General features: G+C 54.5%; 15 protein-coding genes. 13 read left to right on the top strand and 2 right to left on the bottom strand.

The genetic code is table 11. The features are described 5' to 3' along the window. Positions 1-69 precede the first annotated feature (69 nt). The 9 genes from pdxB to purF all read left to right on the top strand — a co-directional run bounded on the left by pdxB (position 70) and on the right by purF (position 9,084). Entirely contained in the window at positions 70-1,206 is a 1,137-nt protein-coding gene (gene pdxB / locus N1249_RS15375) for a 4-phosphoerythronate dehydrogenase PdxB (protein WP_259830747.1), read from the top strand. 67 nt (positions 1,207-1,273) lie between these two features. After that, positions 1,274-2,287, top strand: a complete 1,014-nt coding sequence (locus tag N1249_RS15370) for an aspartate-semialdehyde dehydrogenase (protein WP_259830745.1) — start codon at positions 1,274-1,276, stop codon at positions 2,285-2,287. Next, on the top strand, positions 2,287-3,099 hold the full coding sequence (truA, locus tag N1249_RS15365; protein WP_259830744.1) for a tRNA pseudouridine(38-40) synthase TruA: 813 nt from the start codon (positions 2,287-2,289) through the stop codon (positions 3,097-3,099). Before N1249_RS15370 ends, truA begins: the two co-directional genes overlap by 1 nt. 27 nt (positions 3,100-3,126) lie before the next feature. Then, positions 3,127-3,786: a DedA family protein gene (locus N1249_RS15360; RefSeq protein WP_259830735.1), complete on the top strand. Its 660-nt coding sequence runs from the start codon at positions 3,127-3,129 to the stop codon at positions 3,784-3,786. Positions 3,787-3,940: 154 nt separating this feature from the next. Next, positions 3,941-4,846, top strand: coding sequence for an acetyl-CoA carboxylase, carboxyltransferase subunit beta (gene accD, locus N1249_RS15355; protein ID WP_259830733.1), 906 nt, complete (start codon positions 3,941-3,943; stop codon positions 4,844-4,846). Positions 4,847-4,915: 69 nt separating this feature from the next. Then, the gene (gene folC / locus N1249_RS15350) at positions 4,916-6,184 is read left to right on the top strand and encodes a bifunctional tetrahydrofolate synthase/dihydrofolate synthase (protein WP_259830731.1); all 1,269 of its coding nucleotides are present in this window, start codon (positions 4,916-4,918) and stop codon (positions 6,182-6,184) included. Further along, the gene (gene dedD, locus N1249_RS15345; RefSeq protein WP_259830729.1) at positions 6,174-6,875 is read left to right on the top strand and encodes a cell division protein DedD; all 702 of its coding nucleotides are present in this window, start codon (positions 6,174-6,176) and stop codon (positions 6,873-6,875) included. The genes folC and dedD overlap by 11 nt, the downstream gene beginning before the upstream one ends. Positions 6,876-7,063: 188 nt before the next feature. Then, positions 7,064-7,552 (top strand): colicin V production protein, encoded by a 489-nt coding sequence (gene cvpA / locus N1249_RS15340; RefSeq protein WP_014071138.1) that lies wholly within the window; start codon positions 7,064-7,066, stop codon positions 7,550-7,552. Positions 7,553-7,566: 14 nt separating this feature from the next. Next, entirely contained in the window at positions 7,567-9,084 is a 1,518-nt protein-coding gene (gene purF / locus N1249_RS15335; protein ID WP_014171028.1) for an amidophosphoribosyltransferase, read from the top strand. 39 nt (positions 9,085-9,123) lie between these two features. On the opposite strand, the gene N1249_RS15330 is transcribed toward purF, so the two are convergent. Together N1249_RS15330 and N1249_RS15325 are read right to left on the bottom strand one after the other, a co-directional pair. After that, positions 9,124-11,094, bottom strand: a complete 1,971-nt coding sequence (locus N1249_RS15330; protein ID WP_259830726.1) for a glycoside hydrolase family 127 protein — start codon at positions 11,092-11,094, stop codon at positions 9,124-9,126. Between the two features lie 7 nt (positions 11,095-11,101). Then, the gene (locus N1249_RS15325) at positions 11,102-12,508 is read right to left on the bottom strand and encodes an MFS transporter (protein ID WP_259830718.1); all 1,407 of its coding nucleotides are present in this window, start codon (positions 12,506-12,508) and stop codon (positions 11,102-11,104) included. Positions 12,509-12,805: 297 nt separating this feature from the next. Here N1249_RS15325 and N1249_RS15320 point away from each other — a divergent pair, with 297 nt between their 5' ends. The 4 genes from N1249_RS15320 (at position 12,806) to hisJ (ending at position 16,527) form a co-directional block, all read left to right on the top strand. Next, positions 12,806-13,819, top strand: coding sequence for a LacI family DNA-binding transcriptional regulator (locus N1249_RS15320; RefSeq protein ID WP_259830711.1), 1,014 nt, complete (start codon positions 12,806-12,808; stop codon positions 13,817-13,819). A 41-nt stretch (positions 13,820-13,860) separates the two neighbouring features. Further along, on the top strand, positions 13,861-14,430 hold the full coding sequence (locus tag N1249_RS15315) for a UbiX family flavin prenyltransferase (RefSeq protein ID WP_259830709.1): 570 nt from the start codon (positions 13,861-13,863) through the stop codon (positions 14,428-14,430). A gap of 290 nt (positions 14,431-14,720) precedes the next feature. Then, positions 14,721-15,503 (top strand): lysine/arginine/ornithine ABC transporter substrate-binding protein ArgT, encoded by a 783-nt coding sequence (gene argT, locus N1249_RS15310; protein WP_014071135.1) that lies wholly within the window; start codon positions 14,721-14,723, stop codon positions 15,501-15,503. 241 nt (positions 15,504-15,744) lie between these two features. After that, positions 15,745-16,527, top strand: a complete 783-nt coding sequence (gene hisJ, locus N1249_RS15305) for a histidine ABC transporter substrate-binding protein HisJ (RefSeq protein WP_014071134.1) — start codon at positions 15,745-15,747, stop codon at positions 16,525-16,527. The last annotated feature ends 15 nt before the right edge of the window (positions 16,528-16,542 follow it).

The raw sequence follows: 16,542 nt of genomic DNA, 5'->3' as shown, positions 1-16,542 counted from the left end.
CGTGTATGCCTGGCGGCAAGATTATGGCACACTTGGCAGGTTTTCTTCCTCTCAAACAGGTACTCAGACGTGAAAATCCTCGTTGATGAAAATATGCCTTACGCCCGTGAGCTGTTCAGCCGCCTGGGTGAGGTTAAGGCTGTCCCGGGTCGCCCAATTCCAGTCAACGAGCTGGATGATGCTGACGCGCTGATGGTGCGTTCGGTGACCAAAGTAAATGAGTCGTTACTTTCCGGCAAAGCGGTGAAATTTGTCGGGACGGCAACGGCAGGGACCGATCATGTGGATGACCAATGGCTCAGCCAGGCGGGGATTGGTTTCTCTGCCGCACCGGGCTGCAATGCCATTGCCGTAGTGGAATATGTTTTCTCCTCGCTCCTGATGCTGGCCGAGCGCGATGGTTTTGCGCTGAAAGACCGCACGGTGGGGATTGTGGGAGTGGGCAACGTTGGCGGTCGTCTGCAAAAACGCCTTGAAGCGCTGGGCATTCGCACGCTGCTTTGCGACCCGCCGCGTAAAGATAAGGGCGACGAGGGCGATTTCCGCACGCTCGACGAACTGGTCGCGCAGTGCGATGTCATTACCTTCCATACGCCACTGTTCAAAGATGGCCCGTATAAATCGCTGCATCTGGCCGATGAAACCCTAATCCGCCGTTTGAAGCCTGGCACTATTCTGATAAATGCCTGCCGTGGCCCGGTTGTCGATAATGCGGCGCTACTGAAATGCCTGGAAGAAGGGCAGGCGCTGAGCGTCGTACTGGACGTGTGGGAGCCTGAGCCGGAACTGAATGTTGAGCTGCTCAACAGAGTCGATGTGGCCACTGCGCACATTGCTGGCTATACCCTTGAAGGCAAAGCGCGTGGTACCACGCAGGTCTTTGAAGCCTACAGCGCCTTTATTGGCAAACCGCAGCAGGTCGCACTGGATATGTTGCTGCCTGCACCGGAATTTGGCCGCATCACGCTGCATGGCCCGCTTGATGAGGCTACGCTGAAAAGACTGGTGCATTTGGTGTATGATGTGCGCCGCGATGACGCGCTGCTGCGAAAGGTCGCAGGTATTCCGGGTGAGTTTGACAAGCTGCGCAAGAATTATCTTGAGCGCCGTGAATGGTCTTCCCTGTATGTGATGTGCGATGACGCAGCGGCGGCGACGATGCTGCATAACCTGGGTTTTAACGCCACACATAACCCGGCGCGTTAATGTCTTCTTAATGCTCCCTGTCGGATACTCCGACAGGGACGCTTTTTTATTTCTGGAGTAAACCACCATGTCTGAAGGCTGGAACATTGCCATTTTAGGTGCCACTGGCGCCGTGGGCGAAGCCCTGCTTGAAACTCTTGCTGAACGTCAGTTCCCGGTGGGAGATATTTTCGCCCTGGCGCGTACCGACAGCGCAGGCGAACATCTGCGTTTTGCTGGTAAATCCGTCATGGTTCAGGATGCGGCCGAATTCGACTGGACGCAGGCGCAACTGGCCTTTTTCGCCGCCGGCGTTGAAGCCACCGCGTCCTACATTGAAGACGCAACCAACTCCGGCTGTCTGGTGATTGACCTGAGCGGCCTGTTCGCAATGGAGCCGGATGTTCCGCTGGTGGTACCGGATGTGAACCCGTTTGTGCTGGCTGACTACCGTAACCGCAATATCATCGCGGTGCCGAACAGCCTGACCAGCCAGCTGCTTACCGCGCTGAAACCGCTGATCGACGATGGCGGCCTGTCGCGCATCACCGTGACCAGCCTGCTGTCAGCCTCCGCCCACGGCAAAAAAGCCGTTGATGCGCTGGCGGGGCAGAGTGCGAAGCTGCTGAACGGCATCCCGATTGACGAAGACGATTTCTTTGGTCGTCAGCTGGCATTCAACATGCTGCCGCTGCTGCCAGACCGTGAAGGCTCAGTGCGCGAAGAACGCCGTATCGTCGATGAAACCCGCAAAATTATGCAGGACGATGGCCTGATGATCTCCGCAAACGTGGTGCAGTCACCTGTGTTCTATGGCCATGCGCAGATGGTGAGTTTCGAAGCCCTGCGTCCGCTGGCAGCAGAAGAGGCACGCGATGCGTTTGGTCGTGGTGACGATATCGTGCTGTCTGAAGAGAGCGAATTCCCGACCCAGGTTGGTGATGCCACCGGTAGCGCACATCTTTCCGTTGGCTGTGTGCGTAACGACTACGGGATGCCGGAGCAGGTTCAGTTCTGGTCCGTTGCCGATAACGTGCGCTTTGGCGGCGCGCTGATGGCGGTAAAAATTGCTGAAAAACTGGTGCAGGAGTACCTGTACTAATGTCGGAAGTGGAACAAAAGCCAGTTCATAAAATTGCCCTCGGTATCGAATACGATGGCAGTAAATACTATGGCTGGCAGCGTCAGAATGAAGTGCGCAGCGTCCAGGAAAAGCTGGAGAAAGCGCTCTCTCAGGTGGCGAATGAGCCGATCAACGTCCTGTGCGCTGGCCGCACGGACGCCGGTGTTCACGGCACCGGGCAGGTGGTTCATTTCGAAACCACCGCGGTGCGTAAAGACGCGGCCTGGACGCTGGGGGTAAATGCGAATTTACCTGGAGACATTGCGGTTCGTTGGGTTAAAGCTGTGCCGGATGATTTTCATGCGCGTTTCAGCGCCACTGCGCGCCGTTACCGCTACGTCATCTATAATCAGCGCCTGCGTCCTGCGGTGTTAAGCCAGGGCGTGACCCATTTTTATGAACCGCTTGATGCAGAGCGTATGCACCGTGCGGCGCAGTCTCTGATTGGTGAAAATGATTTTACGTCGTTTCGTGCGGTGCAGTGTCAGTCCCGTACGCCGTGGCGTAACGTCATGCACATTAACGTCACTCGTTATGGCGCATATGTGGTGGTAGATATCAAAGCCAATGCCTTTGTACATCATATGGTCAGGAATATTGTTGGCAGCCTGATGGAAGTGGGCGCCGGACACCAGCCGGAGAGCTGGATTGCAGAACTGCTGGCAGTGAAGGACAGAACGCTTGCGGCAGCAACGGCGAGAGCAGAAGGGCTGTATCTGGTATCAGTCGATTATCCGGAACGGTTTGACCTTCCTAAACCGCCAATGGGCCCGCTATTTTTAGCGGACTAAACAAGGTGCAATTAAGGCTTAGATAATATGGACGTAATACGTTTTCTGATTGATTTCATTCTGCATATCGATGTTCATCTGGCGGAGCTCGTCGCACAATATGGCGTGTGGGTATATGCCATTCTGTTCCTGATCCTGTTCTGTGAAACCGGTCTGGTCGTTACCCCGTTCCTGCCAGGCGATTCGCTGCTGTTCGTTGCAGGGGCGTTATCGGCACTGCCAACAAACGATCTGAATGTTCATATGATGGTGGTGCTGATGGTGATAGCGGCAATTGTGGGTGATGCCCTCAACTACACCATTGGTCGGGTATTTGGTGAGCGATTATTCAGCAACCCTGACTCGAAGATTTTCCGCCGCAGCTACTTAGACAAGACGCACGCGTTCTACGAACGTCACGGCGGCAAAACCATTATCCTTGCGCGCTTTGTGCCAATTGTTCGTACTTTTGCCCCCTTTGTGGCGGGAATGGGCCATATGTCCTATCGTCACTTTGCGGCGTACAACGTTGTTGGCGCACTGCTGTGGGTACTGCTGTTTACCTATGCAGGTTATCTGTTTGGTGACCTCCCGGTGGTGCAGGAAAACCTTAAGTTGCTGATTGTAGCCATTATTGTGCTCTCAATCCTGCCAGGCGTTATCGAAATTATTCGCCACAGACGCGCGGTGGCAAAACAAGCGAAGTAAATGCGCATTCGCGGTTCGACCACTTTTTTGTCCAAAGTTTCGGGCTGTTATGTTTTAATGTGCAACATTCATGGTCTGTTGGAGGCAAAAATGGCATTATTCGCCTCTTATAGCAAAACTGGCATCCGACCAGGTTCAGGCAGAAAGGTTATCAATGAGCTGGATTGAACGAATTAAAAGCAACATAACCCCGACTCGTAAAGCGAGTATTCCAGAAGGGGTGTGGACGAAGTGTGATAGCTGCGGCCAGGTTCTGTACCGCGCGGAGCTGGAACGCAATCTTGAGGTGTGTCCTAAGTGTGACCACCACATGCGCATGTCGGCGCGTAACCGCCTGCATAGCCTGCTGGACGAAGGTTCTCTGGTAGAACTGGGTAGCGAACTCGAGCCGAAAGACGTGCTGAAGTTCCGCGATTCCAAAAAATACAAAGATCGTCTGGCCTCTGCTCAGAAAGAGACTGGCGAGAAAGACGCGCTGATCGTAATGAAAGGCACTCTGCACGAGATGCCGGTCGTTGCCGCAGCGTTTGAGTTCTCCTTTATGGGCGGCTCAATGGGCTCCGTAGTGGGTGCGCGTTTCGTGCGTGCTGTTGAGCAGGCGCTGGAAGACAACTGCCCGCTGATCTGCTTCTCCGCCTCTGGCGGTGCGCGTATGCAGGAAGCGCTGATGTCCCTGATGCAGATGGCGAAAACCTCTGCTGCGCTGGCGAAAATGCAGGAACGCGGTCTGCCGTACATTTCCGTGCTGACCGACCCAACTATGGGTGGCGTCTCTGCAAGCTTCGCAATGCTGGGCGATCTGAACATCGCTGAGCCAAAAGCGCTGATCGGCTTTGCGGGCCCTCGCGTTATCGAACAAACTGTACGTGAAAAACTGCCGCCGGGATTCCAGCGCAGTGAATTCCTTATCGAGAAAGGCGCTATCGACATGATCGTTCGCCGCCCGGAAATGCGCCTGAAACTGGCAAGCATCCTGGCGAAGCTGATGAATCTGCCAGCGCCTGACCCGGATGAGCCGCGCGAAGGCGTGGTGGTACCGGATCAGGAACCCGAGGCCTGATAACTGAAAAGGGCAGGGCCGGTTGGCGCTGCCCTTTTTCTTTCTAATCGTTAATGACAACCGGGCATCATGGAAAATAAAAGCATTCCCCAAGCCACGTCGCCCCTGGCCGCGTGGCTTTCTTATCTGGAAAACCTGCACAGTAAAACCATCGATATGGGACTTGAGCGCGTAAGCCAGGTCGCCGCGCGTCTGGGCGTGTTAAAACCCGCACCGTTCGTGTTTACCGTTGCGGGAACTAACGGTAAAGGCACCACCTGCCGCACGCTGGAATCGATGCTGATGGCTGCGGGCTTTAAGGTTGGCGTTTACAGCTCTCCGCATCTGGTGCGTTACACCGAGCGCGTACGCGTGCAGAACAGCGAACTGCCGGAATCTGCCCATACCGCTTCGTTTGCGGAAATCGAAGCCGCGCGCGGTGAGATCTCATTAACCTATTTTGAATACGGTACGCTTTCCGCATTGTGGCTGTTTAAGCAGACACAGCTGGATGTCGTGATCCTGGAAGTTGGCCTGGGCGGGCGTCTTGATGCCACCAATATGGTGGACGCGGATGTCTCCGTGGTGACCAGTATTGCCCTGGATCATACCGACTGGCTGGGGCCTGACAGAGAAAGCATTGGCCGCGAGAAAGCGGGTATCTTCCGCGCCAGCAGGCCTGCTGTGGTCGGCGAGCCGGATATGCCGCACACCATTGCTGATGTTGCGAAAGAGAAGGGCGCTGTGCTGCTGCGTCGCGGCGTTGACTGGCAGTATGCGGTACAGGAAAACGGCTGGCGTTTCAGCGATGCTCAGGGCGTGCTGGAAAACCTGCCGTTGCCGCAGGTGCCGCAGCCTAACGCGGCAACCGCACTGGCAGCGCTGCGCGCCAGTGGGCTGAACGTCAGCGAACAGGCAATTCGTGATGGCATTCAGAATGCGATTCTGCCCGGGCGTTTCCAGATCGTCAGCGAGTCACCGCGCCTGATCCTGGATGTGGCGCACAACCCCCATGCGGCGGCATATCTTGCCGGACGTCTTAAATCGTTACCAAAAACCGGGCGCGTGCTGGCGGTTATCGGTATGCTTCATGATAAAGATATCGCTGGCACGCTGGCCTGCATGGAGACTGTGGTCGATTGCTGGTATTGTGCTCCACTGGAGGGGCCACGCGGTGCCACTGCCGAACAGTTGATGGAACATCTCGGCAAAGGTGAAATCTATAAAAGCGTGGCGCTGGCCTGGGAAGCTGCGATGGCAGATGCTAACCCAGAAGATACCGTGCTGGTGTGTGGGTCGTTCCACACCGTAGCACATGTCATGGAAGTGATGGACGCGGGGAGAACCGGTGGCGAGTAAGTTTCAGAACCGTTTAACAGGAACCATTGTGCTGGTTGCGCTGGGGGTGATTATTCTCCCCGGGTTGCTCGACGGGCAGAAAAAGCATTATCAGGACGAATTTGCGGCAATCCCGCTGGTCCCTAAACCAGGCGATCGTGACGAGCCTGATATGTCTCCAGCTGCCACGCAGGCTCTGCCTGCTCAGCCCCCGGAAGGTGCGGCTGAAGAGGTGCGGGCAGGGGATGCTGCGGCACCGTCGCTCGATCCTTCTCGTCTGGCAGTGAACACCAACAGTGAAATCGATCCTGTGCCTGTTCCGGTTGAACAGCCTAAGTCTGTTGAAAAACCGAAACCTGTCGAGAAACCACAGCCAAAACCGCAGCGTGATAAAACCGCCGATCAGCTGGCGGCTGCGTCAGAAACGCCGCCTCCGGCAAAACCGGCCCAGCAGGATGCTGCCCCAACCGGTAAAGCCTACGTTGTGCAGCTCGGTGCGCTAAAAAATGCCGATAAAGTCAATGAGGTAGTGGGTAAACTGCGCGGTGCGGGTTATCGGGTTTACACTTCACCTTCCACGCCTGTACAGGGTAAAATCACCCGTATTCTTGTGGGACCCGAAGCGTCTAAAGATAAGCTGAAAGGTTCGCTTGGTGAACTGAAGCAAATCTCTGGTCTGAGCGGTGTGGTGATGAATTACAGCGCGAACTGATCTTTCCCTCTCCCTTCAGGGGGGATGGAAACATACGTCCGCAGAGACGTAAAAAGCCTGTGGCGTTGAACATTTTTTCAGCGCCTTTTTTATTTACGCGCGGGAAGGAAATCCCTACGCAAACGTTTTCTTTTTCTGTTAGAATTCGCCCCGAACTGGATGACAGGGCGTTTAATCGTGGGACACATATGGTCTGGATTGATTACGCCATCATTGCGGTGATTGGTTTTTCCTGTCTGGTTAGCCTGATCCGTGGCTTTGTACGTGAAGCGTTATCGCTGGTGACATGGGGTTGTGCTTTCTTTGTTGCCAGTCATTACTACACTTACCTGTCTGTCTGGTTCACGGGCTTTGAAGATGAACTGGTCCGAAACGGAATCGCCATCGCGGTATTGTTTATCGCGACGCTGTTAGTCGGCGCTATCGTGAATTACGTGATAGGTCAGCTGGTCGAGAAAACCGGTCTGTCAGGAACGGACAGGGTGCTCGGGATCTGTTTCGGGGCGTTGCGAGGCGTGCTGATTGTGGCCGCGATACTGTTCTTCCTTGATACCTTTACCGGGTTCTCAAAAAGCGAAGACTGGCAGAAATCGCAGCTCATTCCTGAGTTCAGCTTCATCATCAGATGGTTCTTTGACTATCTGCAAAGCTCGTCGAGTTTCTTGCCCAGGGCTTAACGAGGAAAAGACGAATGTGCGGTATTGTCGGTATCGCCGGTTTCATGCCGGTAAACCAATCTATTTATGACGCGTTAACGGTGCTTCAACACCGTGGTCAGGATGCTGCGGGTATCATCACCATTGATGCAAACAACTGCTTCCGTTTACGTAAGGCCAACGGCCTGGTGAACGATGTGTTTGAAGCCCGCCATATGCAGCGTCTGCAAGGTAATATGGGGATTGGTCACGTTCGTTATCCTACTGCTGGCAGCTCCAGCGCCTCCGAGGCTCAGCCTTTCTACGTTAACTCACCGTATGGCATCACGCTTGCTCACAACGGCAACCTGACCAACGCCCATGAGCTGCGTAAAAAGCTGTTCGAAGAGAAACGTCGCCACATTAACACCACCTCTGATTCTGAAATCCTGCTCAATATCTTCGCCAGTGAGCTGGATAACTTCCGCCATTATCCGCTGGAAGCAGACAACATCTTTGCCGCCGTTGCCGCGACTAACCGCCAGATCCGTGGCGCGTATGCCTGTGTGGCGATGATTATCGGGCACGGAATGGTTGCCTTCCGCGATCCAAACGGTATCCGTCCGCTGGTGCTTGGCAAGCGCGATCTTGGCGATGGCCGTACTGAGTATATGGTTGCTTCTGAAAGCGTGGCGCTGGATACCCTGGGCTTTGAGTTCCTGCGTGATGTAGCGCCAGGCGAAGCGGTTTACATTACTGAGAAGGGCCAGCTGTTTACCCGCCAGTGTGCCGACAACCCGGTCAGCAACCCTTGCCTGTTCGAATACGTCTATTTCGCGCGTCCTGACTCCTTCATCGACAAGATTTCCGTGTACAGCGCACGCGTGAACATGGGAACCAAACTGGGTGAGAAGATTGCCCGCGAGTGGGACGATCTGGATATCGACGTGGTTATTCCAATCCCGGAAACCTCCTGCGATATCGCACTGGAAATCGCCCGCATTCTGGATAAGCCATACCGTCAGGGGTTTGTGAAAAACCGCTACGTTGGCCGTACCTTCATCATGCCGGGCCAGCAGCTGCGCCGTAAATCTGTGCGCCGTAAGCTGAACGCCAACCGCGCTGAGTTCCGTGACAAGAACGTGCTGCTGGTGGATGACTCCATCGTGCGTGGTACCACGTCTGAGCAGATTATCGAGATGGCGCGTGAAGCCGGTGCGAAGAAAGTGTACCTGGCCTCTGCGGCACCGGAAATTCGCTTCCCGAACGTGTATGGCATCGATATGCCAACCGCCAATGAGCTGATTGCTCACGGCCGCGAAGTGGACGAAATTCGCCAGATTATCGGTGCCGACGGCCTGATTTTCCAGGATCTGAACGATCTGATTGACGCCGTGCGCGCCGAGAACCCGGATATTCAGCAGTTCGAATGTTCCGTGTTCAACGGTGTGTATGTGACCAAAGACGTTGACCAGCAGTATCTCGACTACCTTGATTCGCTGCGCAACGACGATGCGAAAGCCGTCCAGCTGCAAAACGATCTCGAAAGCTTAGAGATGCACAACGAAGGTTGATAAACCTGAAGGGCGGCGCTGATGCCGCCCTTCGATTTTTTAACCGACCTCATTCACCCAGATTCGCATTTCTCCTTTCCCCCTGTTCGCCCAGCTAAACCACGGGATAAACGTCAGCGTCTGCTTTGCCACCGCCGTCTGGCGTGTATCAAAGCTGTACAGCGGTTTTTCTTCCTGCGCCGTCAGAACACGCAATCCTTCTGTTTGCAGCAACACCTTGCCTTTCAGCACGCCTGTGCCCGGCATCTCGAGAAATGCGCTTGTTTGCGGCAAACTCAGGTTATGCAATTCTGCGCCGTTATCCGCCTCTTCCAGGCAGTAGACCAGCGGCCCGCGCTGGATCGCCACTTTACCGGCCGCGTGGCGTACCAGCGGGTTGGCGTAGACGCGACGGATGGTCATTGGCAGATGTAGCGTAATGACGTCACTTTCCTGCCATGTGCGGTGCAGGTGCAGATAGCCTTTGATGTTTTCACCCTGGGGCGCTTCGCCGTTGACCCGTACCTGCGGGTCTGCACACCATTCTGGCAGGCGCAGCGCCAGCGTATGCGCCACGGCCCCGGGATGGCTAAAACGAATCGTCACGTTTTCATCCCACGGGTAGTTCCCCTCAATGTTGAGCGCCAGCGTCTGGGTATTTACCGTAAATTGCGCCTCGCTACCGGCATAGAAGTTGATGAACAGCGCATCCGGGCGAGGGGTGTAAATGTAATGGCCGATAGCCACTAACGTGCGCGCAATATTGGGCGGGCAGCAGGCGCACCCGAACCAGCGCTGACGAACCGGTTTGATATGGTCATAGATGTGGTTGTGCGGAATGCTTTTCGGGTAGGTTTCCAGTGGGTTAACGTAAAAGAAGTGCTTACCGTCCAGGGCCATGCCGCCCAATACGGTATTGTAGAATGCCCGCTCCATGACATCGGCATAGTGTGCATCGCCTTCCATTTCCAGCATCCGGCGGGCAAACATCATCAGGCCGATTGAGGCACAGCTTTCACCGTAGGCGGTGTCGTTTGGAAGGTCGTAGTCGCTGGTAAAGGCTTCCCCGATCCCCTGTGAACCGATACCGCCGGTGATATACATCCGCCGCTGGACCATATTGTTCCAGATGCGCAGGCAGCTCTGGCGCTTGTCTTCATCGTGCGTGATGCGCGCGATATGCGCGAGGCCTGCCATCAGGTACACCGAACGTACCGCATGGCCTACGGCTTCATGTTGCTCGCTGAGCGGCTTATGCGCGTGGGTATAGCTTTTGTCTTTGATCATCCCCGGCCAGGTATCGCCCCAGCCGACCCAGTGACGCGTGCCGCCGCGTTTTTCAAACTCAATATCGTAATAGTGCGGCTGCTGACCGCGCTCTTCGACAAAGAAACAGGCCAGCGCCTGATAGCGTGGCTCGCAGGTAATTTCATACAAGCGCATCAGCGCCAGTTCGATTTCCGGGTGCCCTGGATAACCGCGAAGCTGACCGGGACCCGGGCCGAACACCGAGTCGATGTGATCGGCAAAACGGCAGGCGATTTCAAGCAGGCGGCGCTTGCCGGTGGCGTTAAAGAACGCGACCGCCGCTTCGAACAGATGTCCGGCACAGTAAAGTTCGTGGCATTCGGCCAGGTTGGTCCAGCGCTGACCAGGCTCCTTCACGGTATACCATGTGTTCAGATAGCCATCTTCGCACTGGGCCTGCGCCAGCAGTTCGATTACCTTATCGGCGGTTTTTTCAAGCTGTGGGTCCGGCTTCTGGCGTAAAGACCAGGCAACCGCTTCCAGCCATTTGGTGACGTCACTGTCCTGAAAGACCATGCCATAAAACTCACCGTGCTCCAGCCCGGCGGCGATACGGTAGTTGGCCAGCGCGTGGCTGGGCTCTGCCTCCGGGAGAGCGTCATTCAGGGCTTGCCACTGATAAGGGATCACGACGTCGCGGATGAGGCGTTGATATTCCCCTAAAAAAGGGTCGGTAACGGTGATTCGATTCAGATCGGCTTCAATCACATCAGACTGCATCATGTTTACCTCAGGAAATGTGTGAATGTCGTTGGTGAAGATCGGTTGAAATCCGTTTCATCATTGGGCCGTTGAGGCGGCACTTCAGCAGGCACATGGCCAGCACAAAGTGGAACAGCGCCGGAACCAGGCTTTGCAGCAGGGTGATGCCGTGAACGGAGGCCGGAGTCTGATTACCCAGCCCTGGCTGATAGGCCACCATAATCAGGATCAGGCTGATTATGCCGCCGGAAGAGGCCCAGGAGAGCTTGATGAAAAAGAGGTTGAAGGCGAAGTTCATCCCGGAGGAGCGCACGCCCGTTTTCCATTCGCCGTAGTCATCCGCGAAGGCCATAATTGAGAAGTGCAGCGGCAGGGTGAAGCCCTGGATCACGCTGTTAATGGCAATGCACACCAGCCACAGCGTCTGGTATTGCGGCCCGATTGGGAGGAAGTACATGCCAATCCCGAAAGCGACCAGCACCAGGTTGGTCCAGAAATACAGACGCACCATATCCACGTGGCGGGAGAGCGGGTTAACAATGACCGCACCGGCAATCCCGGCCACGGTAAGGATCCCAAAGAACAGCGACATATATCCCGCGCTGCCCTGGAGCACGTAGGAGATAAAATACATATACCCGCCGCCGCGAATGCACAGGATGTTGACCAGCAGGAAAGACATCACCAGCATCATCAGCAGCTGATCGTTTTTACGCAGCCCCTGTAAATGCTCGCGCAGGGTAAAATTGCCTGCCAGCGACAGCGGCACGCGCTCTTTCACCCAGAAGAAGCACAGCAAAAACATCACCACCCCAATGGTGCACAGCACGGTCACGCCGTACTGATACCCTTTAGCCAGATTGCCCTGACCGAAGTACTCCACCATCCAGGGCAGGCCAACCGCCACCAGAAAACCGGCAATACCGCTTAACACGAAACGCCATGACTGGCAGGACATCACCTGATCGTGGCGGTTGGTAATCGCGTTAATCAGCGCGCAGTAAGGCACGTTGTTGGCGGTGTAGCCAATGGAGAGCAGGAAATAGGTACCAAAGGCCCAGGCGATTTTCGCGTTCGGCCCCATATCCGGCACGGTAAAGGTCAGAATGCCAATAACGCCAAGCGGTACGGCAGTCCACAGTTGCCAGGGGCGGAAACGACCCCAGCGGCTGCGGGTGCGGTCGGCGATAATGCCCATCACCGGGTCGGAGACGGCATCGAAAATACGCAGTACGAAGAACATCGCCCCGACAATCGCCGGGCTAAGACCAAACACGTCGGTATAGAAAAAAAGTAAAAAACCGCTGATCAAATCCGAGATACAGTGCCCGCCTGCATCCCCTAATCCGTAGCCAATTTTTTCGCGGGTCGAGAGGGTTTCTCCTGCATCAACAGCGCGTGGTACATCACTATCCAGATCATCGACAGTAGCCATAACTCATCCCATATGCAGTAGCAGTTAGCGATTGTTTAGCAAGCCATTACGACATTTCTCTGACTTTTTTCGTAAAAATTAAACGCAGATGAGCATAGATCTGGCCTGGCATTTCGGTATATGGCGATGTGTACTCAATGTGAAATTGATCGTGGTTTTTACTAAAAATAAATTATTTATAGTGATTTGGATCGCTCTATGGCGCGGAAAAGCGATTTGACGTGGGGTTTTGTTGCAGGAGTGAGTAAGATGTATTGGGTGAACGGGGCAGGGCGACTGAAAGGTAAACCGTAAAAAATGGTAAAAAAGACCCGAATTAAGGACATTGCTACGGCAAGCGGCGTGTCGATTGCGGCGGTATCGCGCGCCCTGAAAGGGCAACCAGGCCTGAGTGAAGAGACTCGCCAGCGTATTCTGTCCATTGCCGAAGCTGAAGGTTATGACTTCAGTCGTTTACGTAACGGGCGAATTAAGCGCCTGCTGTTTTTACTCCACAAGCAGCACAATATTGCCAGCGCCTTACCCTTTTATTCGTCTGTCATGCTGGGTGTTGCCGATGCGTGCCGGGAAAATGACGTTGCCATGAGCTTCCAGCCCGTCGGGCCGGATGATTCCGTCAGTGAGATAGTTAACCTGCATCAGCCCGATGCTCTGATTTGTGCCGGTTATATGGAGCCTGAGGTATTACGCGAGATCCACAAAATAGCGCTTCCCGCGGCCCTGGTCGATCTGTGGGCGCCGGACTTCCCCTGCGTGAACCCGGATAATTTCCACGGTGGTTTTGTGGCGACGCGGCATCTTATCCAGCAGGGCAGAAAACGGATTGCTTTTCTGGGGCACTCTTTACACCATTACAGCATTCGCCAGCGTGTGGAAGGTTACCAGCAGGCCTTATTTGATGCCGGGCTGACGTTACCCCCGGAGTATCGGGTTGAAGTGCCGCCGGTAAAAGACATTGAACAGGCGCTGGTTGAGGGGATGCATCATCTTCTCGCCTTGCCTCGTCCACCGGATGCTATCTTTGCTTATAACGACGTTGCCGCGCTGGTGGCGATGCGTGTATGCGCGCAAAAAGGGCTGAATGTTCCGGAGGAACTGGCGATTGTCGGCTTCGACGATATAGATGCCGCGGCATGGGCGCATCCTCCGCTGACCACGGTGGCGATTGATAAGCGGGAGCTTGGCCGGGATGCGTTTCGCCTTTTGCTGAATGAAGAGGGCGAAAGAAACTTGCTCCAGCCTGTGCGCCTTGTCATTCGTGAAAGCTCCGGCAGCGAAGCATCGCACGCGCTGTTGCACCCGGCACGTTAATCCGGCAAAGTTTGCGCCATTATGCGAAAGAGGCCATTTTAGTGAAACGACTCATAGTAGGGATAAGCGGAGCCAGCGGCGCGATTTACGGCGTTCGTCTGTTGCAGGTACTGCGTGACGTGGCAGAAGTGGAAACCCATCTGGTGATGAGCCAGGCGGCGCGTCAGACGCTCTCCCTCGAAACCGATTTCTCCCTGCGCGATGTTCAGTCTCTGGCTGATGTGGTTCATGATGCCCGTGATATCGCGGCCAGCATCTCGTCGGGTTCGTTTAAAACGGCAGGAATGGTGATTTTGCCGTGCTCCATTAAAACCCTTTCCGGCATCGTGAACAGCTATACCGACACGCTGGTGACGCGCGCGGCAGATGTGGTGCTGAAAGAGCGCCGCCCGCTGGTATTATGCGTGCGTGAAACGCCGCTGCACCTGGGGCATCTGCGCTTAATGACCCAGGCGGCAGAGCTGGGTGCCGTCATTATGCCGCCTGTTCCGGCGTTCTATCATCGCCCGCAGTCGCTGGATGATGTGATTAATCAGACGGTTAACCGCGTGCTGGATCAGTTTGATATCGACCTGCCCGAGGACCTTTTCACCCGCTGGCAAGGTGCCTGAATCTGTGCACCAGCAGCGTGCATGAAAAGACAAGTTGCCCTGTTTCAGGGCAAAACTGCAACCGCGATCATATCCTCAACATTTAATTCGTTTTTTCCCTTTTTCTCTTTCCGGTTCGTTCGGCAGACCTGCTATCTTTCACCATTAAGGCAATATCGCAACGTTTTATTAACATATTTAACGTCGAATTTTTGACCAGACGGCAATGTGGCATAAGACCTGCAAGAGAAGCCTGCAACACAACACACAACACAATACATAATAAAATCACGGTACTTGAGGGTAAATGTATGAAGAAGACGGTTTTGGCTCTGTCTTTGCTCGTGGGGTTAAGTGCGGCAGCAGGTAGCTACGCGGCACTTCCACAGACAGTTCGTATCGGTACAGACGCAACCTACGCGCCATTCTCGTCCAAGGATGCGAAAGGCGATTTCGTTGGGTTTGATATCGATCTGGGAAATGAGATGTGCAAACGCATTGCGGTTAAATGCACATGGGTGGGCAGTGACTTCGACGCGCTGATCCCGTCACTGAAAGCCAAGAAAATTGACGCCATTATCTCCTCTCTTTCCATCACCGAAAAACGTCAGCAGGAGATTGCCTTCTCTGACAAGCTCTACGCCGCAGACTCCCGTCTAATTGCCGCGAAAGGCTCCCCAATCCAGCCGACCATCGACTCGCTGAAAGGCAAGCATGTGGGCGTGCTTCAGGGTTCAACCCAGGAAGGCTTCGCCAATGCAAACTGGCGTGAGAAGGGCGTGGACGTGGTGGCTTACCAGAACCAGGACCTGATCTACTCTGACCTAGCGGCAGGCCGTCTGGATGCGGCGTTCCAGGACGAAGTGGCCGCAAGCGAAGGCTTCCTGAAACAGCCTGCGGGTAAAGATTACGCATTTGCTGGCCCGTCTGTAAAAGACAAAAAATACTTTGGTGACGGCACCGGTATTGGCCTGCGTAAAGACGATACCGAGCTGAAAGCGGCGTTCGACAAAGCCTTTGCCGAGCTGCGTAAAGACGGTACCTACGACAAACTGGCGAAGAAATACTTCGACTTCAACGTATACGGCGACTAATCGCTGTGACGGGAATGCACCATGGCAGGGGGCTGCCGTGGTGCTTTACGGGTGTCGGTGAACCATTATGGTGCATTGGCGGTCAGTTATTGGCCTGTTAATGCATACTTAAGCACTCATGATGCAAAAAATCCCACTGATGGGGCATTATCTTTTGCCTTGCGGAGGCGATTAATGGCACATTAGGGCCACCCCGTCGTAGTAAAAAATCCCGTAAGAATCCAGTCTGTTGAGGATAGATATGAAAAAACTGATATTGTCACTTTCTCTGGTGTTGGCCGTTTCCAGCACAACCGCGGCTTTCGCTGCCATTCCGCAGAAAATTCGTATTGGTACTGATCCAACCTATGCCCCGTTCGAATCGAAGAATGCAAAAGGGGAACTGGTCGGTTTTGACATCGATCTGGCCAACGAACTGTGCAAACGTATCAAAGCGCAATGTACCTACGTTGAGAACCCACTGGATGCGCTGATCCCGTCGCTGAAAGCGAAAAAAATCGACGTGATCATGTCCTCTCTTTCTATCACCGAAAAACGCCAGCAGGAAATTGCCTTCACGGACAAACTCTACGCTGCGGATTCTCGCCTGGTGGTGGCAAAAGCGTCTGATATCCAGCCAACGATTGAATCACTGAAAGGCAAACGCGTGGGCGTGTTGCAGGGGACCACTCAGGAAACCTACGGTAACGAGCACTGGGCGCCAAAAGGGATTGAAATTGTCTCTTATCAGGGCCAGGAAAATATCTACGCTGACCTGACGGCTGGCCGTATTGATGCCGCATTCCAGGATGAAGTCGCCGCAAGCGAAGGCTTCCTGAAACAGCCTGTAGGTAAAGATTACAAGTTCGGCGGTCCGTCCATTAAGGATGTGAAACTCTTTGGTGTGGGCACCGGCATGGGTCTGCGCAAAGAAGACAACGAACTGCGTGAAGCACTGAACAAAGCGTTTGCAGAAATGCGTGCTGACGGTACTTACGAAAAACTGGCGAAAAAATACTTTGATTTCAACGTGTACGGCGGCTAATCACCCCGTCATATA

Origin of the sequence: Enterobacter sp. CP102, from assembly GCF_025152625.1 — a bacterium.
Classification (GTDB): Bacteria; Pseudomonadota; Gammaproteobacteria; order Enterobacterales; family Enterobacteriaceae; genus Enterobacter; species Enterobacter soli.
Note: the sequence above shows the minus strand (reverse complement) of the source record. Positions and strands in the feature narration are given on the sequence as shown.